Source organism: Dorea hominis, from assembly GCF_014287705.1.
In the GTDB taxonomy this organism is placed as follows: Bacteria; Bacillota; Clostridia; order Lachnospirales; family Lachnospiraceae; genus Dorea_D; species Dorea_D hominis.
This window is the reverse complement of record NZ_JACOOY010000004.1, coordinates 182,471-203,934: the sequence shown is the minus strand read 5'-3', so window position 1 is coordinate 203,934 and position 21,464 is coordinate 182,471. Positions and strand designations below refer to the sequence as shown.

The 21,464-nt window shown below is 45.7% G+C and carries 13 protein-coding genes; all 13 read left to right on the top strand.

The genetic code is table 11. From position 1 onward, the window contains the following. Nucleotides 1–46 precede the first annotated feature (46 nt). The 13 genes from H8S07_RS04635 to H8S07_RS14895 all read left to right on the top strand — a co-directional run bounded on the left by H8S07_RS04635 (nt 47) and on the right by H8S07_RS14895 (nt 21,428). Nucleotides 47–199, top strand: coding sequence for a hypothetical protein (locus H8S07_RS04635; RefSeq protein WP_004612794.1), 153 nt, complete (start codon nt 47–49; stop codon nt 197–199). 39 nt (nt 200–238) lie between these two features. Further along, nucleotides 239–766: a PcfB family protein gene (locus tag H8S07_RS04630; protein ID WP_004612793.1), complete on the top strand. Its 528-nt coding sequence runs from the start codon at nt 239–241 to the stop codon at nt 764–766. Then, the gene (locus H8S07_RS04625; RefSeq protein WP_118408422.1) at nt 763–2,658 is read left to right on the top strand and encodes a VirD4-like conjugal transfer protein, CD1115 family; all 1,896 of its coding nucleotides are present in this window, start codon (nt 763–765) and stop codon (nt 2,656–2,658) included. Before H8S07_RS04630 ends, H8S07_RS04625 begins: the two co-directional genes overlap by 4 nt. A gap of 135 nt (nt 2,659–2,793) precedes the next feature. After that, nucleotides 2,794–3,009, top strand: coding sequence for a Maff2 family mobile element protein (locus H8S07_RS04620; protein ID WP_005338487.1), 216 nt, complete (start codon nt 2,794–2,796; stop codon nt 3,007–3,009). A 23-nt stretch (nt 3,010–3,032) separates the two neighbouring features. Continuing rightward, nucleotides 3,033–3,902: a VirB6/TrbL-like conjugal transfer protein, CD1112 family gene (locus H8S07_RS04615; protein WP_004612759.1), complete on the top strand. Its 870-nt coding sequence runs from the start codon at nt 3,033–3,035 to the stop codon at nt 3,900–3,902. Between the two features lie 17 nt (nt 3,903–3,919). Further along, entirely contained in the window at nt 3,920–4,294 is a 375-nt protein-coding gene (locus tag H8S07_RS04610; RefSeq protein ID WP_186855536.1) for a PrgI family protein, read from the top strand. Beyond that, nucleotides 4,272–7,091, top strand: a complete 2,820-nt coding sequence (locus H8S07_RS04605) for a VirB4-like conjugal transfer ATPase, CD1110 family (protein ID WP_173772483.1) — start codon at nt 4,272–4,274, stop codon at nt 7,089–7,091. Before H8S07_RS04610 ends, H8S07_RS04605 begins: the two co-directional genes overlap by 23 nt. A gap of 94 nt (nt 7,092–7,185) precedes the next feature. Continuing rightward, a complete protein-coding gene (locus H8S07_RS04600) occupies nt 7,186–7,497 on the top strand; it encodes a hypothetical protein (protein WP_005338478.1) in 312 nt (103 codons plus the stop codon). Between the two features lie 32 nt (nt 7,498–7,529). After that, nucleotides 7,530–10,001, top strand: coding sequence for a C40 family peptidase (locus H8S07_RS04595; protein ID WP_186855535.1), 2,472 nt, complete (start codon nt 7,530–7,532; stop codon nt 9,999–10,001). A gap of 17 nt (nt 10,002–10,018) precedes the next feature. Continuing rightward, on the top strand, nt 10,019–10,357 hold the full coding sequence (locus tag H8S07_RS04590; RefSeq protein WP_117944175.1) for a DUF4315 family protein: 339 nt from the start codon (nt 10,019–10,021) through the stop codon (nt 10,355–10,357). Beyond that, a complete protein-coding gene (locus H8S07_RS04585) occupies nt 10,347–11,042 on the top strand; it encodes a CD1107 family mobile element protein (protein WP_186855534.1) in 696 nt (231 codons plus the stop codon). Before H8S07_RS04590 ends, H8S07_RS04585 begins: the two co-directional genes overlap by 11 nt. 90 nt (nt 11,043–11,132) lie before the next feature. Continuing rightward, entirely contained in the window at nt 11,133–13,241 is a 2,109-nt protein-coding gene (locus H8S07_RS04580; protein ID WP_186855533.1) for a DNA topoisomerase 3, read from the top strand. An 18-nt stretch (nt 13,242–13,259) separates the two neighbouring features. Next, a complete protein-coding gene (locus tag H8S07_RS14895; protein WP_186855532.1) occupies nt 13,260–21,428 on the top strand; it encodes a DEAD/DEAH box helicase family protein in 8,169 nt (2,722 codons plus the stop codon). Nucleotides 21,429–21,464 lie beyond the last annotated feature (36 nt).

Genomic DNA, 21,464 nt, shown 5'->3' with positions numbered 1-21,464 from the left:
GATGCCCTTTTGAAAAATTTCAAGAGATGTGAAGGGAGAAAAGAAGATGACAAAAACAGTATTGATCGTTGCTGCGGCTGCAGTATTTCTGGTATATGGATTTGTCCTTTGGTGCTGTATCAAAGTGGGGGCGGAATCAGAAAAAGAATATATGAAACTGGCAGAAAAGAGAGGAAAGGAGCAGCAATGTGATAAATGAGGATAAGACAGCAGTGAGAGAAGAAAGGGCGTGGTGTGATTGCAGGATGAAGTGAATGAGAAAACAGTCTCACTTTGTATCCGCTGTGGCAAGGTCACTGCCAACTTGCTGAAAGCTGCCATGGTAAAGGCTCTTGCAAAGATGGAGCAGGAGAAAAAACAGCAGGGACAGAAAACAAACCAGAAGCAGCCCCAGAAGGAAAAGGAGGATAAGACCTACAAGGGAAAACAGAGCCTTGATAAGCTGATGAAGCAGAATGTACAGCTGTCCAACATTGAGATCACAGATGGAAACATCAAGTCTTTTGAACGGGTAGCAAAGAAGTACAGCATTGATTTCAGCCTGAAAAAAGATGTGACTGCGGACCCGCCAAGATACTATGTGTTCTTTAAGGCAAGGGATGCTGATGTGATGACTGCCGCTTTTAAGGAATACACGGGCAAGTCTCTGAATAAGGACAAAAAACCATCTGTGAGGAAGAAGTTACAGCAGGCAATCACCAAATCGCTTGCAAAGCACAGGGAACTGGAGAAAACAAAAGGAAAGGAGAAGGAGCCGTCATTATGAGCAGATTACAGAAATTGCTTGGTGTAGGAAAAGGATACCTGGAGAGGTTACCGCCGGTGGATGTACATAAGCTGCTTCGGATTGTTCTGATGAATCTTCCGTATATCGTGATCTTTTATGTGGGAAATAAGCTGGCATGGTTATATCAATACTGTGTGGGTGATTCCATGATAGAAAGACTGATGGTACTGGTCTTAAATTTCCAGATGGCATTCAGCAGGATTCTTCCAAGTATGCATAAAAATGAATTGCTGGTTGGGATTACAGGAGCCGTGGCGGTGAAGCTCTTGGTCTATATGAAAGGGAAAAATGCCAAAAAGTTCCGGCAGGGAGTGGAGTATGGTTCGGCAAGATGGGGGACGGCAAAAGACATTGCACCCTTTATCGACCCGGTATTTGAGAACAATATCCTGCTGACCATGACGGAACGGCTGACCATGAATGGCAGACCAAAGAATCCGAAATTTGCGAGGAACAAGAACGTGATCGTGATTGGCGGATCTGGCTCAGGAAAGACACGTTTTTATGTAAAACCCAACTTGATGCAGATGGGAAAATACATCAGTTATGTGGTCACGGACCCGAAAGGGACGATCATCATTGAGTGCGGAAAGATGCTGGTACGGCATGGATATAAAGTGAAAGTATTGAATACGATCAATTTTTCCAAGAGTATGCACTATAACCCCTTCCACTATATCCATTCAGAAAAGGATATTTTGAAACTGGTAAATACGATTATGGTGAACACGAAAGGGGAAGGCGAGAAGTCCAGTGAGGATTTCTGGACGAAAGCAGAGAGGCTTTTGTACTGTGCCCTGATCGGCTATATCTGGTATGAAGCACCGGAAGAAGAACAGAACTTTGCGACCCTGCTTGAGTTTATCAACGCTTCGGAAACAAGGGAAGATGATGAGACATTTAAAAATGCAGTAGATATGCTGTTTGAGGAACTGGAAAAGGAAGAACCGGAGCATTTTGCAGTGCGTCAGTATAAGAAATATAAACTGGCGGCAGGAAAAACAGCAAAGAGTATTTTGATTTCCTGTGGTGCAAGGCTTGCACCGTTTGACATTGCAGAGCTTCGTGAGATCATGAGCTATGATGAGATGGAACTGGATATGGTAGGTGACCAGAGGACAGCACTGTTTATTATCATTTCTGATACGGATGATACCTTTAACTTTGTTGTGGCGATGATGTACAGCCAGTTATTCAACCTGTTATGTGACAGAGCGGACGATGTACATCATGGAAGATTGCCATATCATGTCAGAATCCTCTGTGACGAGTTCGCAAATATCGGTCAGATTCCAAAGTTTGACAAGCTGATTGCCACCATTCGTAGCAGGGAAATCTCTGCATCCATTATCCTCCAGTCGCAGTCCCAGTTAAAGACAATCTACAAAGATGCAGCTGAAACAATCTTAGGCAACTGTGACACGATGTTATTCCTTGGCGGTAAGGAAAGTTCGACCTTAAAGGAGATTTCCGAGACGCTGGGAAAAGAAACGATTGATTTATATAACACTTCGGACACCCGTGGACAGAGCCGTTCTTACGGGATGAACTATCAAAAAACAGGAAAGGAATTGATGAGCCGGGACGAACTTGCGGTCATGGATGGCAGCAAATGTATCTTGCAGCTTCGAGGTGTAAGACCATTTTTCAGTGACAAGTTCGATATTACCAAACACAAACGGTATAAGGAGCTGTCAGACTACGATAAGAAAAATGAGTTTGATGTGGAAGCGTATATGCGGCATCGGATGGAAGTGAAACTGACGAGGACACAGGAATTTGACCTGTATGAGTTTTCGGAAGAGAGTCTGGCAGGAGAATTAAATACAGAAAACAAGGAAGCAGAGCATGTGAAAGATTCGGACACATAGCTCTTTTTTCTTTGCCCTTTTGGGAGGTGATGGATTTGAGAGATCATGAAAGGCCACCCGTAAGGGCAGAGCCGGAAAAGACTTCTTAAAGATAGAAAACAGAGAAATACAGAGATTTGAAAGGAGACAACGAATATGGCGTTTTTTAATCAGGCAATCAATATTTTGCAGACACTTGTGGTGGCGATTGGAGCCGGACTTGCAGTATGGGGTGTTATTAACCTGTTAGAAGGATATGGAAACGACAACCCAGGTGCAAAGTCCCAGGGAATCAAGCAGCTGATGGCAGGAGGCGGTGTCGTTCTGATCGGCACCCAGCTGGTACCGTTACTGTCCGGATTGTTCAGCTGAGAGAAGCAGGAGGGAGATGACTCATGGATCGGATATTTGAAGCGATTGAAGAATGGATGAGGAATCTTCTGACAGGCATGGTAAGTTCCAACCTGACAACAATGTATACCGATGTCAATGAAAAGACCGGTCAGATTGCTGCTCAGGTTGGGCAGACACCGCAGGGCTGGAATGGCAGCATTTACAGCATGATACAGAATCTTTCCGAGTCGGTCATTGTACCGATTGCCGGTATGATTATCACATTTGTACTTTGTTATGAGCTGATCTCCATGTTGACGGAAAAGAACAACATGCACGACATCGACACCTGGATGTTCTTTAAATACTTTTTCAAGATGTGGGTGGCAGTCTGGATTGTCAGCCATACCTTTACGATCACGATGGCGGTATTTGATGTCGGGCAGTCCGTAGTCAGCCGGGCAGCTGGGGTTATCAGTTCTGATACAGCGATCAATATAGATACGATGATCTCCACGATGGAGACGGCGATGGAATCTATGGAGATCGGTGAACTTGTCATACTGGCACTGGAAACGATGCTTGTAAGCCTGTGTATGAAGATTATCTCAGTCTTTATTACAGTGATTTTGTATGGACGTATGATTGAGATTTATCTCTATTCGTCCGTTGGAGCGATCCCGTTCGCAACCATGTCCAACCGGGAATGGGGGCAGATCGGGAACAACTATCTTCGTGGATTGTTTGCACTGGCATTCCAGGGATTTTTTATGATGGTCTGCGTGGGAATCTATGCGGTCCTGGTCGCAAACATCCAGATGTCAGATAACATACATTCTGCATTGTTCGGCGTGATGGCATACACGGTGATCCTGTGTTTCAGTCTGATGAAAACAGGAAACTTCGCCCGCAGTATCTTTAACGCCCATTAAGAAAGGAGGAACTGGCAATGGCATTTGTATCTGTGCCTAAAGACTTAACCAAGGTCAAGAATAAGATCATTTTCAATCTGACGAAACGGCAGCTGATCTGCTTTGGGATTGCGGCGGCGGTAGGGCTTCCGTTTTATTTCTTAAGCAGGGGAATTATTGGTTCCAGTAACGCAGCGACCGGGATGTGCCTTCTGATGCTTCCGGCATTTTTGTTTGCCATGTATGAGAAGGATGGACTCCCGTTAGAAAAGGTCTTAAAAAATATGATCACCGTAAAATTTATCCGTCCTCCGGTACGCAAGTACCAGATGGAAAATATGTACGAGAAAAAGGTATACCGTGGTCAAAAAGAAGAAAGGGGAACGAAGGGTGTTAAAAAGAAAAAACGATAGACAGCCGCCACAGAGCTTAGACGAATTATATCCGGATGATTACTGGCTGGATGAGGAGGATGGAGAAGAAGAACTTCCAGACCCCGCAATGAAAAGAAAACCAGTAAGCGGCAGACTGCATGATGAGCCTATGGTGACAGGGTATGAAGCACTGGAACGGCAAAGAGGTGTCCGCAGACCGAACCGGAAACTGACACGCAGGGAAAAGAAAGCCCTCAAAAGGGCACAGAAATATGAAGAAAAACTGCATAAGGAACATGAAAAAGCGGATAAGAAAAATGCAAAAAGGGAAGCAAAGCTGGCAGCCAGAGCAGAAAAGCAGGCAGTGCGTGACGCAAAGAAAAACGCAAAAAAGAAAAAGAGCAGATCTGTCGCAGCACCGTCGGGGCAGCGTCCGGCAGGAAAAGTGGTTTCCGGAACGAAAGGCAGTGGGACAGGAAAGAAAACACCGGATAGTGCCAGAGATAAGAGGATCACTGCACAGCAGTCGATTCCATACCATGAGATGGGAAGGGACGGTATCTGCCGGGTGCAGGACAAGTTTTATTCCAAGACGATCCGTTTTTATGACATCAACTATCAGTTGGCACAGAATGAAGATAAGAACGCCATCTTTGAAAACTGGTGTGATTTCCTGAATTACTTTGACAGCACAATTCATTTTCAGCTGTCTTTTATCAACCAGCACAGCAACATGGCAGAGTATGAGAAGGTCATCCATATCAATCCGCAGGAGGATGAATTTGATGACCTACGTATGGAGTTTGCCCAGATGCTCAATAACCAGCTGGCAAAAGGAAATAACGGGCTGATGCGTACCAAATATATCACATTTGGGATTGAAGCGGAGAATATCCGGGAAGCACGGCCAAAACTGGAACGTATCGAGTCGGATATTCTGAATAACTTTAAGATCCTTGGGGTATCTGCCTATCCGCTGAACGGAGAGGAACGGTTACAGATCATGTATGAAACCTTTAACCAGGACAGCAAAGTTCCGTTCCATTTCTCTTATGACGATGTACTTCGGACAGGGCTTAGTACCAAGGATTATGTCGCACCGACCAGTTTTGTATTTAAGAATGGAAAAGATTTTGAGATGGGCGGCACGATGGGAGCTGTTTCCTATTTACAGATCCTTGCACCGGAACTTACCGACAAGATGCTGGCAGAGTTTTTGGAGATGGACAGCAACCTGATGGTGAATTTCCATATCCAGTCCATCGACCAGATGAAGGCAATCAAGCTGGTAAAAAGCAAGGTGACGGATATTAACCGTATGAAGATCGAGGAACAGAAAAAAGCAGTCCGGGCAGGCTATGACATGGACATTATCCCTTCGGACTTAAATACATACGGTGGGGAAGCAAAAAGGCTTCTGGAAGATCTACAGTCCAGAAATGAGCGAATGTTCCTTGTAACAGCATTGTTCTTAAATACTGCACCGACCAAACAGGAACTGGAAAATGTGGTGTTCCAGACTGCCGGTATCGCACAGAAATATAACTGTGCATTGAAACGGCTGGATTACCAGCAGGAGCCGGGACTGATGAGCTGCCTGCCGCTTGCGGTGAATTTTGTACCGATCAAACGGGCACTGACAACGACATCCACGGCAATTTTTGTCCCGTTTACCACACAGGAATTATTTATGGCTGGGGAATCTATTTATTATGGATTAAATGCCCTGTCCAATAACCTTATCATGGCAGACAGGAAGAAACTGAAGAACCCGAACGGACTGATTCTTGGTACACCGGGTTCCGGTAAGTCGTTTGCGGCAAAACGAGAGATTGCAAATGCATTTATCGTGACGAAAGATGACATTATCGTCTGTGACCCGGAGGGGGAGTATTATCCGTTAGTCCGGGCATTTCATGGACAGGTGATCCGTATTTCCCCGACCAGCCACGATTATATCAATCCGATGGATATTAACCTGGATTACGCTGACGATGATGACCCGCTTTCCTTAAAATCGGACTTCATCCTGTCTCTTTGTGAGCTGGTAGTAGGCGGAAAGAACGGACTGGAGCCGGTTGAAAAGACCGTCATTGACCGATGCGTAAGGCTGGTCTATCAGGATTTCCTTTCTGACCCGGTACCGGAAAAAATGCCGATTTTAGAGGATTTATATAATCTTCTCCGTAATCAGAAAGAGCAGGAAGCACAGCGTCTGGCAACGGCACTGGAGATTTACGTCAATGGTTCCTTAAAAGTGTTTAACCATAGAACCAACGTGGAACTGAGTAACCGTATCGTATGTTTTGACATTAAGGATCTGGGAAAACAGCTGAAAAAACTGGGTATGCTGATCGTGCAGGACCAGGTGTGGAACAGGGTAACGGTCAACCGTTCTGCGAATAAGAGTACCAGATATTACATTGATGAGTTCCATCTGCTCTTAAAAGAGGAGCAGACGGCAGCATACAGTGTGGAGATCTGGAAGCGTTTCCGTAAATGGGGTGGTATCCCTACGGGTATCACACAGAACGTAAAAGACCTGTTAGCCAGCCGGGAGATTGAGAACATCTTTGAAAACTCGGACTTTATCCTGATGCTCAACCAGGCATCTGGTGACAGACAGATCCTTGCAAAACAGCTCAACATTTCCCCTCACCAGCTTTCTTATGTAACGAACAGCGGGGAAGGTGAGGGACTGGTCTTTTATGGCAGCACCATTATCCCGTTCAAGGATAAGTTTGATAATTCCCTGATGCTGTATGCCCTGATGACTTCTAAGCCGGATGAGGTGGAAAAGCGTAAGAAACTTGGTATCGGAGAACGGGACGATTAAAGAAATAAACGAAACAAAATAAAACAGAGTAGAGGATGAGCCGGAGGAATACTTCCGGCAATTTTTCTGCCCGGAAATCATGGAGGATTACAAGATGGAAGATTACAGAAACATGGAGAGATGCAGCGGCGAACCTTGCTGCATATTTGCAGAAAGAATCTGTGCAGACAATGAAAAGGAGATTTTGAAAATGGAAAAGGACACAAAGGAAAAAGTGACGGCTGATGAAATGATGGATGACCTTATCTATCTGGCGGAACTGATTGATTTCATGGGAATTACATCTTGTCTGGCTGTAAGGGGAACTTTAAGTGAGCGAATGACAGACAAGCTGACGGATTCCATTGCAGGGATGGCAGATGAAGTGTTGGAGAAATGGGAGGACTATCAGGATAAGACAGAATAACCGGGACAAAGCAGTAAAGGGGATGGTCAAAGTTGCAGGAGCATGAGTATAAGGCGAGAGATAAAACCGTCCAGAAGATGAGCCGGGATGGACTGCGGGAAGAAAACCTCCGGAACAAGGAAGAAAAAAGGATCACCGGGCGGGATATGGATACCGAGATTTCCCGCAGTGAGAAGAAAGAGGAACTGGATTTTAGTAAACGCAGACATGAACGGCTGAAAGAAGAACGGGAGATGGAACAGCCGGAGCAGAGTTCCAGAAAACCCAGATATAGTAGGGAACATGCAGATATATTGGATGATGAACAAGATATAGCAACTGATGCGGATGTAGAAGAGGGGCTTACAGACGATAGCAGCGAGAACCCCAAATCTGCCTTTCGCACAGAGAGTATCCGTGGACAGCCAAGAGGGGAACGGGCATATCTGGAGACAGTTGCAGACAGCCGGGATCTTCGGAAGAAAAAGATGGTCAGGGATTATGCTGCAAAGGAAAGAAGGAAGGAAAAGGAGACTTCCAGAGAAGAAAAAGCAGCCAAAAGAGAATCTGCCCGTTACCGGGAAACTTCCGAAGTGATGGAAGATTCCCTGGATAAGTTCCACGAGGAGATCAAAGGCAAGTCCAAAAGGGAACGGGTGCTGAAGGAACAGCGGAAAAAAGTTTCCCGTCTGTCTTTTGGTGATGAGGGTGACGGCATGGTACATGGTGCCGGGATCGGTATCCGGAATCCGGCATCGGCAGTCAAAGATGCGGCAGTCACAGCAGCACACTGGAAAACGCACGAAGAAGAGGATGAAAATGCGGCAGTGGAAGGGGCACACCGGGCAGAGCTTGTCGGGGAAAGCCTTGCAAGGAAATCCATCTACATGCGGGAACGGCTGAAAGGGCGGAGGGAAGAATCCCGGAGATTAAAAGAAAGCGTCCTGGATGAAGCAGAAAGGAGCAGGCTGATATTTGAGACTGCCTATGGAAATGAAGCGAAGGACGCAGTGAAAAGAGAAGCAGAGAAGAAAAAGAAATCTGCCCTGCAGAAACTCTTTCAGAAGAAGCGTTACCAGAAGCAGTATCAGGCAGCCAGACAGAGTAAAAAAGTAAAGGATGCAGCGATCACTTCCGCACAGAAGTTTACGGAAAAAGTGAAAGATGCCGTCAAGATGGTGGCGGCACAGAACCGGGGGATTTTTGCCACGGTAGCTGTCTTTGCTCTGATCTTTGTGCTGATCGCAGCCAGTTTTACCAGCTGTACGGCATCTTTGCAGGGAGCTTCTTCAGCAATCATCTCTACCAGCTATTCCAGTACGGATGAAGATATTTATGCCGCTGAAAATGCGTACCGTGCCTTGGAAGAAGCACTGAATACACAGATTAATCAGATGGAATCCACCCATCCGGATTATGACGAATACCGGTACCAGATTGATGAGATCGGTCATAACCCATATCAGTTGATCTCTTATCTTACGGTAAAATACGGCGGCTTCACTTACGATGAAGTGGCAGATGAGATTAAGGAGATCTTCCGACAGCAGTATGGAATCACCACAGACTCTACCAGAGAAACAGTTACAGAAACCAAGACTGTCCGGGTAGGGGAGTCCTTGGGACTGGTTGTGACAAGTGGGTACTGTAACTGCCCGATCTGCTGTGGCCAGTGGAGTGGCGGACCGACAGCCAGTGGGGCAATGCCGACAGCAAACCATACGATTGCCGTGGATGCGGCGAATCCATTTGTGCCGATCGGGACCCATGTCGTCATGAACGGTGTGGAATATGTAGTAGAAGATACCGGAGCGTTCGCAAGATATGGGGTACAGTTCGATGTTTACTATGACAATCATGCGGCGGCATCCGCACATGGACACCAGACATGGGAAGCCTACATAGCAGACAGCAATGGAAACCAGGAAGTGCAGGTCACGACTACAAAAGAGGTGAACCGTCTGGATGTGACGATGACAAACCACAGCCTGGATGCCGTGTTAAGGAGCCGTATGACAGAGGAAGAACAGGAACGCTACGATGCGTATAACAAATATTACGGCAACCGTGATTATCTGTTTGATCTAAACAGCATACCCACCGGAAGCAGTGGATTTGGTTATGACATACCGGCAGATGCTTTATCTGATCCACAGTTTGCAAAAATGATACAGGAAGCAGAAAAATATCTGGGTGTTCCATATGTATGGGGCGGTTATTCCCCAAGTGGTTTTGACTGTTCCGGTTTTGTGAGCTGGGTTATCAATAACTGTGGAAATGGATGGAATGTCGGAAGATGTACTGCAGATGAGCTGCGGTCACACTGTTCGCAGGTATCTCCATCGGAGGCAAAACCGGGAGATCTGATCTTCTTCCAGGGAACCTATGACACACCGGGAGCAAGCCATGTGGGAATCTATGTCGGCAATAACATGATGATCCACTGTGGCAAGCCTGTCCAGTATACCAGCATTGCAAGTGCTTACTGGCAGGAACATTTTATGGCGTTTGGTCGTCTGCATTAAAGGAGGTGACAGGGCAGATGAACATGAAATTAAAAAAACTTCTGAATGATATTCAGAAAACGGAGGATAAGATTGCTGAATTACAGGAACACCTGAAGCGGCAGAATACATTGAGACAGCAGATGGAAGATATAGAGATCGTTAAGTCGTTCCGTTCCATGAAGCTGGACAGCCGCAGCCTGCTTGTCCTGCTTGACGGGATTCAGAAAGGAACCGTTACGATCCAGATGGATGAGGACGGTGGTATCACGGTGGAGGATGCAAAAGCTCCGCAGAAAAAGGAAAACAACACAGAAGTTCACAGACCACCTGTTGGTCAGATGACAGAAAGAGAGGTTTTAGACGATGAGGAATAAAGTGGTAAAGAAACTGCTTATGATTGCCATGGCAGTCACCATGATCTCCGGGACATCCATTGCTACGGTTTATGCAAATGCAAACCCACCGGCAGAGGAGACAACGACACAGGTAGTAGAAGAAACGGCAACAGAATCAACAGAAGATACGGAGAAGAAAGAGGATACCGGAAGGGTCACCGGGGAAGGGGATAATTCTGCTTTTTCTACTCCGGGAAATGCCCAGCTGGTGGATGATAAGGAAAATGATGATACGAAACAGTTCCTTACCATCCAGACCAAGAAGGGAAATACATTTTACATGGTCATTGACCGTTCCAGCAATACAGAAAATGTATATATGATGTCCCTGGTCGATGAGAATGACCTGGCAGAATTTCTGGATGAGACAGAAAAGAGCAAAGAAACCGAAGAATCAACCGTAGTGATCCAGGAAACCACACCGGAAACTACCCCGGTAGCAGAGGAGGAAACCGAAGTGAAGAAAGAAGAAAAGACAGAAGAAAAGACAGGAATGAATGTAAAAGGACTTGGAGCAATCGTACTTGCAGCGATTCTTGGAGTGGCAGGTATCGCCGTTTATAAAAAGCATGGACGTGGCAAAGAGGAGGACTATGTAAGCGAACAGCTGGAGTTCTCTGACGGACCGTATGTAAATGAAGAAGAGGATGAGGAAGAAGAATAAACTTCCATCTCCAAAGAAGCAACCAAAATAAGGACAGGGGCAGCCAGAGCAGTTTGGCTGCCCTTTTTTCAGAAAGGACAAAAAAAGCGTATGTCAAAATTTTTAGTGATCGCAGAGAAACCAAGTGTGGCACAGAGTTATGCCAAAAATCTGTCAGCTTATAAAAAAGAGGACGGATATTTAGAAGGGGAGAGCTGTATTGTCAGCTGGTGCCTTGGGCATCTGGCAGAGTATGCACAGCCGGAGGAATATGACCCGAAATATGAGAAATGGCAGTTTGATGACCTTCCGATTCTCCCGCAGGTCTGGAAGTTGAAAGTTTCCAGAGATAAAAAGAAACAGTTTGATGTGTTAAAAAGCCTGATGAACCGGGCAGATGTGGACTATCTGGTAAATGGCTGTGATGCAGGAAGGGAAGGGGAACTGATCTTCCAGAGAGTGTATGACCTTGCCGGATGCAGGAAACCGGTGAAGCGTTTATGGATCAGTTCCATGGAAGATACGGCAATCCGGACAGGTTTTCAGACAATGAAAGGAGCAGAGGAATACCGGAATATCTGCATGGCTGCGGTATGCAGGGCACAGGCAGACTGGCTGATCGGAATGAACGGAACTAGGGCATATACGACCTGTTATTTTAAACGTCTGGTTGTGGGCAGGGTGCAGACGCCAACGCTTGCCATGCTTGCGGAACGTCAGGATAAGATTGAGCATTTTCAGAAAGAAGCCTTTTATAAAGTAGCACTGACAGACGGAAGGCTTACGGTAGTTTCTGAAAATATTGCAAATGAGGAAGCAGCCGATCTCCTTGCTTCCTTATGTATGGATTCGGAAGCAGTGATTACACAGATAAAGAGGGAACAAAAGAAAGCGTTTCCTCCCAAACTTTATGATCTGACCAGTCTGCAAAGGGAAGCAAACCGTTACTTTGGCTATACGGCAAAGAAAACACTGGATATGCTGCAGGAATTATATGAAGAAAAGCTGGTCACTTATCCAAGAACGGACAGCCAGTTCGTGACGGAGGATATGAGGGATACCGTAGAGGAACTGGTAGGGAAAATGCCAGTCTTACTTCCGTTCTTGGATTATGGACAGCTGGGACATAACATCACCAGAGTGATTAACAATGCAAAAGTATCCGACCATCATGCGATTCTTCCAACAAAAGAAGCCGTAGAAAAAGGAATCTCTGATCTGACAGCGGACAAAAAGAACCTGATGATGCTGGTCTGCCAGCAGCTGGTGCAGGCAACAGGGGAAGAGTATCAGTATGAGCAGACGGATATTATAGTCAAATGTCAGGGACATGATTTTACCGCCAGAGGAAAAGTGCCGGTGCAGATGGGATTTAAAGCGGCGGGGAATGCCTTTAAGAACCAGTGCGTGAAAGCCAAGCCGGAAGAAGAAACGGAAAAAGAAACGGAAAAAGAAACTTCCATCCCATATGGATATGAAGAAGGAATGACGCTTTCTCCGGTAAAGGCAGAAAAGACAGTGCATTTTACTTCCCCGCCAAAACCATTCAATGAAGATACCCTCCTTGCCGCTATGGAAACCGCAGGGAATAAAGACTTTGATTCGGAGACAGAGAAGAAAGGACTGGGGACTCCGGCAACCAGGGCAGGTATCATTGAAAAACTGGTTTCTTCCGGCTATGCAGTCAGAAAAGGAAAGCAGATCTTGCCAAGCACAGAGGGCAGGGAACTGGTGAATGTCATGCCGGCTTATCTGAAATCTGCCGCAATGACTGCCGAATGGGAAAATCAGCTTTTAATGATGGAAAAAGGGCAGATCACCGATACACAGTTTATGGGTGAGATCACTTCTTTAGTCGGTAAGATTCTTTCTGTGTGCAGGGAAATACCGGAAACGGAAAGGAGAAGGTTCCAGAAAGTAAGGGAAGTGATCGGTAAGTGTCCGGTCTGCGGCTCTGATGTCTACGAAGGAAAGCAAAATTTTTACTGCTCCAACAGGCAGTGTGATTTTGCCCTTTGGAAAGAAAACCGTTTCTTAGGAAGCATGGAGAAAACACTGGATAAAAAGATGGCAGTGGAGCTTCTTGATAAAGCCTGCACCCATGTAAAAGGGCTGTATTCCAGAAAAAAAGATATAAAGTTTGACGCAGATCTTTTACTGACACTGGAGGACGGAAAGCCAAGGTTCCATCTGGAATTTCCAAAGAAGAAAAAGAAATAAGGCAAGGAGGTAGGCAGTATGTCGAAATTACAGGACATCCGGGAACTGGCACAGGAACATGCGGTATCAGTGAGCAGTTCACCCAGAGACTGGATGGATTATATGGACACAGCATCAAGGTTATATCGTTATTCTTTTTCAGACCAGCTTCTGATCCATGCACAGCATCCGGAAGCAACGGCTTGTGCATCACTGGAATTATGGAATGAAAAGATGTTCCGATGGGTGAACCGTGGTGCAAGGGGGATCGCCCTGCTTGACGAGAATGGTCATAATACCAGACTCCGGTATGTGTTTGATATTTCAGATACGCACATGGTGGCAGGCGGAAGAAGCCCTTACCTGTGGCAGATGCAGGAACATCAGCAGGAAGAGATCCTTACCCATCTGGCAGAAGCGTATGGTCTGGAAGAAAAAGATACAGGGACTTTATCGGATGCGTTGATGGCGGTTGCAAGGGAAATGGTCGCAGACAGTCTGGAAGAATATCTGGACGGCTTGGAATATGCAGCGGAAGGAACGTATCTGGAAGATCTGGATGAAGTTACGATCCGCAGTGATTTCCGCCAGCTTGCAACGGACAGTGTATATTACATGCTTTGCAGACGGTGTGGTCTGGAACCGATGGAGCTTCTGGAAGAAGAGGATTTTATGCATATCACAGATTATAACCGTCTGTCAGTTCTCACCTTCCTTGGAAATGCGGCAAGCCAGCTCAGTGAGAGTATTCTGATTGATATTGGAAAGACCGTACATAAAATTTCTCTGGAAGAAGCCAGAAAAGAGGTTGAAATTTCCAATGAAAGGAATTATAATAACTTTAACACGTTAATGCGTGAAAATAAAAATCAGGACGTAGAAAACAACAAAGAGGAAAATATCGAGAATGAAGGAGGAACCGACTATGGAACTGACATATCATCGCAAGGGGGATTACCTATTCCCGAACCTGACCGTCGAGGAGGAAGAAGTGACGATAGGGAAATACGGGATGCTTCGGAGGAGATTCCTGAAGGAACACAAGAACAGCCTGTATCAGAGCCTGTTCCTGACAGGAAAGCTGAACAGCCATCTGGCAGAGATCGAGAAGGCAGCACAAGAGAGGATGGACAGCCAGATGGAGAAATTGCTGAAGAACCATCCGGCACCGGACAAGGAAGCAGACCCGATGGCTTGGACAGCACATATGAACGCACTGATGGCAACAGCGGAAGAGAGCATCTTGACGGAATTGGTATACAGCTAGTTGAAGATACAAGAGAAGATGGACTGAGTAAAGCAGAGGAAGAAATCGCCTCTGCTTTATCTTTGCCCGAATATCCCACAGCAAATGAACAGAAAAGGCAGATTGGAGAAAGGGTAGCTGCTTTATATGCCGGGGAAATCTCCATCCCGGAAAGTGTGGTGGATGATATTTTACGGACAGGCGGAAACCGGACAGGAAGCCAGCTGCGTATCATCTATAACTTTATGAGTGAACAGTCACCGGGAGAATATACGGAGTTTGTAAAGCGTGAGTATGGAAAAGGCGGCAAAGGTTTTCAGATGGACGGAAGGGAATATTCCGTCTGGTTTGATGAAACTGGGATGCAGATCGCAGTCGGGCATACGGTGGCAGACCAGATTCTGGATAAAGCCTTTTTATCCTGGAAAGATGTCAGCAGACGTATCCATCAGCTTTTAAATCAGGGAGAATATGCCCCGCAGTCTGTATTGGATGTGGCAAGGGACAACGCATTGAAGGAACACGCACAGGCACTTGCTTATATGAAAGGGGATATGGCAGAAGGTGTGGCAGAGATTATCTTTGATGAAGCAGATCTGCCGCATCTTCGTAGTATTTATCCGGAAATCACGGATTATCTTACTGAAAAACTGCAAGATCCAGGGTGGCTTTCGGATTTGAATGAAAGACTGGAAGCACTGGCAGAAGCCTATGAGACGGACAACTCTCTTATGCGTTTCCATCATTATAATCCGGTCAATATCTCCAGACAGTTCCAGAAGTTTGCAGATGAAGTGATCCCATACCAGGCAAGAGAGGGATTTGCATGGAAAGAACAGCAGATGTTCATTACACAAGACGAGATCGACGCATTTCTTGTCAGAGGTGGGGCGTATTCCGAAGGCAGACTCAGGACATATTCCTTTTATCTGCTGCATGAGGATGAAAGATCGAGGACAGGTTTTATCAAGAAACAGTATGGGATCGGTGGAAGCAGTCATGCACTGTCTGGGGCGGATGATTCACACGCAAATTATGATGGAAAAGGATTGTTTCTTGCAAGAGGTACTTATGGAAATCCATATACATCAGTTTTATTATCCTGGAATAAAGTTGCAAATAGAGTAGCTTATCTGATAAAGAATGACCAGTTTCTGCAGGCAGAAGATTATGCTCGTATGCCGGAATATGAACGGGAACAGATGGCGAACAAGGTACTCCGCTTTTATGACCGTCTTCCGGAAGAGATAGACAGACCATTTACGGATGATTTCTTCTGGGAAAAACCAGGAAAAGAAATGGTGACAGTTTTAGAGAATCCAGAGCAGACAGAAGAACTGTTACAGAAGATGGATGCAGCATTGGCAGTTCTGCCATTAGATTTTGAGGCATATGGGACAAACTACCAGCAGAAAACAGAACTTCTTTCAGAACTTCACCAGTATGCAGAAGGAACCTATACGATTTTCCCGACACCGGAAGCAGAACCGTCTTTTGCGGAACCATCCGGGCACCAGATGACCATGTTTGATTTCTTGGATACGAAGGTAGTGACAGAACCGACCGTAGTAGATATGTCAGATGTGGAGGAAATAGAAGAGGAAGAGGTTACTGCCGAAGAATCTATTCTGGAAAGTCAGGAACAGGAAACAACGAAAGATTCTGAGGGACAGGAACCAACTGAACCAGAAGAAGAGACAACAGCTAAAACAGCAGAAGAACTGGCAGAGTCCTGGGATGAGGGTGTTTTTGAGTATCAGGGGTATCACTTTGAAGCAGTAGGGGTATTGCCGGAAGGACTAGAGGGAAAAGATCTGGTTGCACAGACCCGTTCCAATACAGAACTTCATCTGTCGACCTATCATACAGAAGATTTCCCTAAATATTCGTATGATGAGTTTTATGCAGTCAGCAATGCACCAACTGCCGATGTGTTCCGGTGCCTGGAAACCGGACGCAATTATATTCCCGGAGAAAATGAACTGTTTGGATATGAAGGAGAATTCCAGCCATATTTGAAACCGGAAGCAGAAAAGATTGTAACAGAACCGCATAACTTTCGGATTCAGGATAATGACCTTGGAGCAGGCGGTCCGAAAGCAAAGTATAAAGCAAATATGGAAGCCATCCATTTGTTACAGACTTTGGAGAAAGAAGAACGTCTGGCAACACCCGAAGAACAGGAAATCTTATCCCGTTATGTTGGCTGGGGTGGTATCCCACAGGCATTTGAGGAGAGTAACAGCAGCTGGGCGAATGAGTATCTGGAATTAAAGAATACTTTATCGCCGGAAGAATACAGTGCAGCAAGGGCATCGACCTTAAATGCTTTTTATACGTCCCCGACCGTGATCCGAAGTATGTATGAAGTACTGGAAAATATGGGACTGAAACAGGGAAATATTCTGGAGCCGTCCTGTGGTGTCGGTAACTTTATGGGACTGATCCCGGAGAGTATGGGCAAAGCCAATATGTACGGTGTGGAACTCGACCCGGTTTCGGGAAGAATCGCAAAACAGCTTTACCAGAAAAACAAGATTGCAGTACAGGGATTTGAGGAAACCAGTTATCCGGACAGCTTTTTTGACTGTGTGATAGGCAATGTTCCATTTGGGGCGTATCAGGTCAGTGACCGCAGATATGACCGGCATCATTTTATGATCCATGATTATTTTATTGCAAAATCCCTTGATCTGGTCCGTCCGGGCGGTGTAGTTGCAGTGGTAACTTCCAGTGGAACGATGGATAAGCAGAACCCGGCAGTGAGACAGTATATCGCAAACCGGGCAGAACTGCTTGGAGCCATCCGATTACCGAATAATGCGTTCCAGAGAAATGCCAATACCAGCGTTGTTTCTGATATTCTGTTTTTCCAGAAAAGGGACAGGGCATCCATTGAGGAACCGGAATGGTTAAATTTAAAGGAAACACCGGAAGGCTATTCAGTCAATGCTTATTTTGCAGAGCATCCGGAAATGGTGCTTGGTGAGTTTACTACAGAAAGTACCCAGTATGGAAAGCAGGAAGTGACCGTAAAACCAAAAGAAGGAATTACCTTAGAAGAACAATTAAAGGAAGCTGTCCAGAATATCCATGGTACGATCACGGAACTGGAACTTTCGGATACAGAGCTGGAAGAGGATGTTGTCTCTATTCCGGCAGACCCGGAGGTAAAGAATTTTAGTTTTACTGTGGTAGATGATGAAGTTTATTACCGGGAAAACTCTGTGATGAACCGCATGGAGCTTCCGGCAATGACAGCGGAACGTGTCAAAGGGATGGTGAAGATTCGTGATATTACGAATGAACTGATCCAGTGCCAGATGGAAGAGGGAAGCGATGAACAGATCACAAAGCTGCAGGAAAAACTTAATGAAGAATATGATACTTTTACAGCAAAGTATGGTCTGCTTAGCAGTAATGCCAATAAGCGGGCATTTAGCCAGGACAGCAGCTATTGTCTTTTGACTTCTCTGGAATTTCTGGATGATAAGGGAGAACTGAAACGGAAAGCGGATATTTTTACCAAAAGGACAATCCGCAGGGCAGAAACGGTAACTTCCGTGGATACTGCCAGTGAAGCACTTGCGGTTTCCATTGGTGAGAGGGCAGGCGTTGACCTTTCCTATATGGCACAGCTTTCCGGGAAAACAGAAGCAGAACTTACCGAAGAACTGGCAGGGGTGATCTTTAAGAATCCGATCAGTGAAAAATGGGAGCCGTCGGACGAATATCTTTCTGGAAATGTGAGGGAGAAACTGCAGATCGCAAAACAGTTTGCAGAAGATCATCCGGAATATCAGGTGAACGTGCAGTATTTGGAGCAGGTACAGCCAAAAGATCTGGATGCGTCAGAGATTGAGGCAAGACTTGGGGCAACCTGGATCTCCGAGGATTACATTACACGGTTCATGGCAGAAACATTCCATACACCAAGATATTATGTAGGGAGCAAGGTCAAAGTCCAGTATGCCGAAGTGACCGGACAGTGGAATGTTATGGGAAAAAATGTGGACAGCTACGGAAATGCCCTTGTTACTTCCACATATGGAACACAGAGAGCCAATGCCTACCGCCTTTTGGAAGATGCCTTAAACCTTAGAGATACCAAGATTTATGACACGGTACAGGATGCCGATGGGGAACACCGGGAATTAAATCGGAAGGAAACGATGCTGGCACAGCAGAAGCAGGAGCTGATCAAAGAGGAATTTAAGGAGTGGATATTTAAAGACCTGCACCGACGGGAAGATCTCTGTAAAATTTATAATGAACGATTTAACAGCATCCGTCCACGGGAATATGATGGAAGCCATATTCAGTTTGTCGGCATGAACCCGGAGATCACCTTGATGCCGCATCAGAAAAACGCAGTGGCTCATGTGCTGTATGGAAATAATACGTTACTGGCTCATTGCGTAGGAGCAGGAAAGACGTTCCAGATGATCGCAGCCGGTATGGAATCAAAACGGCTGGGACTCTCACAAAAGAATCTTTATGTTGTGCCAAACCATCTGACCGAGCAGTGGGGCAGTGATTTCCTACGTCTCTATCCGGGAGCAAATATCCTGGTGGCAACGAAGAAAGACTTTGAACCGGCAAACCGAAAACGGTTCTGTTCCCGTATTGCGACAGGGGATTATGATGCCGTGATCATCGGCCATACGCAGTTTGAGAAAATCCCTCTTTCAAGAGAACGGCAGATTGCCATGCTGGAAGATCAGATCGCAGATATTACGTTTTCCATTGAAGAAGCGGCACATCAGGCAGGGCAGAATTATACCATCAAGCAGTTGGAAAAAACAAAGAAGAGTCTGCAGGCGAGGATGAAGAAACTCAATGACCAGACCAGAAAGGATGATGTAGTAACTTTTGAGCAGTTGGGTGTAGACCGGCTGTTTGTGGATGAGAGCCATAGTTTTAAGAACCTTTTTTTGTATACAAAAATGCGGAATGTGGCGGGTATCTCACAGACGGATGCACAGAAAAGTTCGGATATGTTTATGAAATGCCGGTATATGGATGAACTGACAGGCGGCAGAGGAATCACCTTTGCTACAGGTACTCCTGTATCAAATAGTATGACCGAGCTTTACACTATCATGCGTTATCTCCAGTATGACACACTCATGCGTATGGGTATGGGACACTTTGATTCCTGGGCGGCAACGTTTGGGGAGACAGTAACCGCAATCGAATTATCACCGGAAGGAACGGGCTATCGTGCGAAAACACGGTTTGCCCGTTTTTTTAATCTTCCAGAGCTGATCTCTATTTTTAAGGAAGCTGCGGATATTCAGACATCGGATATGCTGAATCTTCCTGTACCGGAAGCAGAGTTTATCAATGAAGTCTTAAAACCAAGTGAAGAACAGCAGGAAATGGTCAGTGCCTTTTCGGAACGTGCGGAAGAAGTAAGAGCCGGTCTTGTGAATCCAACGGTGGACAACATGCTCAAGATTACCAATGACGGAAGAAAATGTGCATTGGATCAGAGGCTATTAAATGAACTCCTTCCGGATGCAGAAAAAAGCAAGGTCAATACCTGTGTGGAAAATGCTTTTCAGGTATGGGACGAGGGAAAAGCAGATCGGACAACACAGCTGATCTTCTGTGACTTGTCTACTCCAAAAGGGGATGGGACTTTCAATGTATATGATGATGTCCGAAACAAACTGGTTGCCAGGGGAATCCCGAAAGAAGAGATTGCGTTTATCCATGAATACAACACGGAGACAAAGAAAGCAGATTTGTTTGCAAAGGTACGGGCCGGGCAGGTGAGAATCCTTATGGGTTCCACTCCAAAACTCGGTGCTGGTACCAACGTACAGGACAGGCTCATTGCCCTCCATCACCTTGACTGTCCGTGGAAGCCGTCTGATCTGGAACAGCAGGAAGGACGTATCTTAAGACAGGGAAACCAGAATGACAAAGTAAAGATATTCCGGTATGTGACGGAGAACACTTTTGATGCGTATATGTGGCAGATTTTGGAGAATAAGCAGAAGTTCATCAGCCAGATCATGACCAGTAAATCCCCGGTCAGGGCTTGTGAAGATGTGGATGATACGGCACTGTCCTATGCGGAAATAAAGGCACTTGCCACAGGCAATCCGTACATTAAAGAAAAAATGGATCTGGATGTGCAGGTGAGTAAGCTAAAACTTCTAAAGGCAAACCATACCAGTCAGATTTACCGTCTGGAATCCGATATTGCAAAGAATTTCCCGGTACAGATCAGTGCATTGAAAGAGCGGATTGCCGGAATGCAGGTGGATTCGCAGGTAGTAAAAAGTGTGGATTTACAGGATAATGACACGTTTGCCATGACAGTAGGGAATGTCCTTTATGAAGATAAGAAAGAAGCAGGCGAAGCGTTGATCGCTGCTTGTGCAGGGTTAAAAACCGTCAGCACCGGCGGAAAGGTCGGGGAATATCATGGGTTCACGTTATCTGCTTCCTATAATATGTTCTCCAATGCGTTTGAACTGACGATCAAAGGAAAATGTTCTTATAAGCTGGAGATCGGAAAAGACCCGGTAGGAAATATGCAGCGTATCCATAACACGCTTTCTTCTATCGACAGGAAGCTGACGGAAAGTGAGCAGAAATTGGAAACCGTACAACAGCAGCTTGCTACTGCGCAGGAAGAGGTAAAGAAACCATTTCCGAAAGAAGCAGAGCTGAATGAAAAGATAGAACGGTTATCCGAGTTAAATGCCTTGCTGAACATGGATGAAAAGGGCAATGAGACGATTATGGCAGATGAGGATATTGGCAGAGAAGGAAGTAACACAGACAGTAGGGATGCCGTAGAAGAAAAAGAACTTCCGGAAACAGCAGACAGAATTCATAAGCCATCTATTCTGGAACGCTTAAAGCAGGAGAAGGCACAGCAGAATACAGCGGAACTGACCGTTACACAGAAAACTGCAAAGAAAAAACACGAACAGGAGTTATAAAAGATTTCCCGTCAGAGTTTTCTCTGGCGGGGACAT

Coding starts and splice junctions, on each gene's coding strand:
- H8S07_RS14895 (WP_186855532.1), top strand. CDS start 13,260: ATGTCGAAATTACAGGACATCCGGGAACTGGCACAGGAACATGCGGTA.
- H8S07_RS04585 (WP_186855534.1), top strand. CDS start 10,347: ATGAGGAATAAAGTGGTAAAGAAACTGCTTATGATTGCCATGGCAGTC.
- H8S07_RS04590 (WP_117944175.1), top strand. CDS start 10,019: ATGAACATGAAATTAAAAAAACTTCTGAATGATATTCAGAAAACGGAG.
- H8S07_RS04625 (WP_118408422.1), top strand. CDS start 763: ATGAGCAGATTACAGAAATTGCTTGGTGTAGGAAAAGGATACCTGGAG.
- H8S07_RS04635 (WP_004612794.1), top strand. CDS start 47: ATGACAAAAACAGTATTGATCGTTGCTGCGGCTGCAGTATTTCTGGTA.
- H8S07_RS04615 (WP_004612759.1), top strand. CDS start 3,033: ATGGATCGGATATTTGAAGCGATTGAAGAATGGATGAGGAATCTTCTG.
- H8S07_RS04600 (WP_005338478.1), top strand. CDS start 7,186: ATGGAAGATTACAGAAACATGGAGAGATGCAGCGGCGAACCTTGCTGC.
- H8S07_RS04610 (WP_186855536.1), top strand. CDS start 3,920: ATGGCATTTGTATCTGTGCCTAAAGACTTAACCAAGGTCAAGAATAAG.
- H8S07_RS04580 (WP_186855533.1), top strand. CDS start 11,133: ATGTCAAAATTTTTAGTGATCGCAGAGAAACCAAGTGTGGCACAGAGT.
- H8S07_RS04620 (WP_005338487.1), top strand. CDS start 2,794: ATGGCGTTTTTTAATCAGGCAATCAATATTTTGCAGACACTTGTGGTG.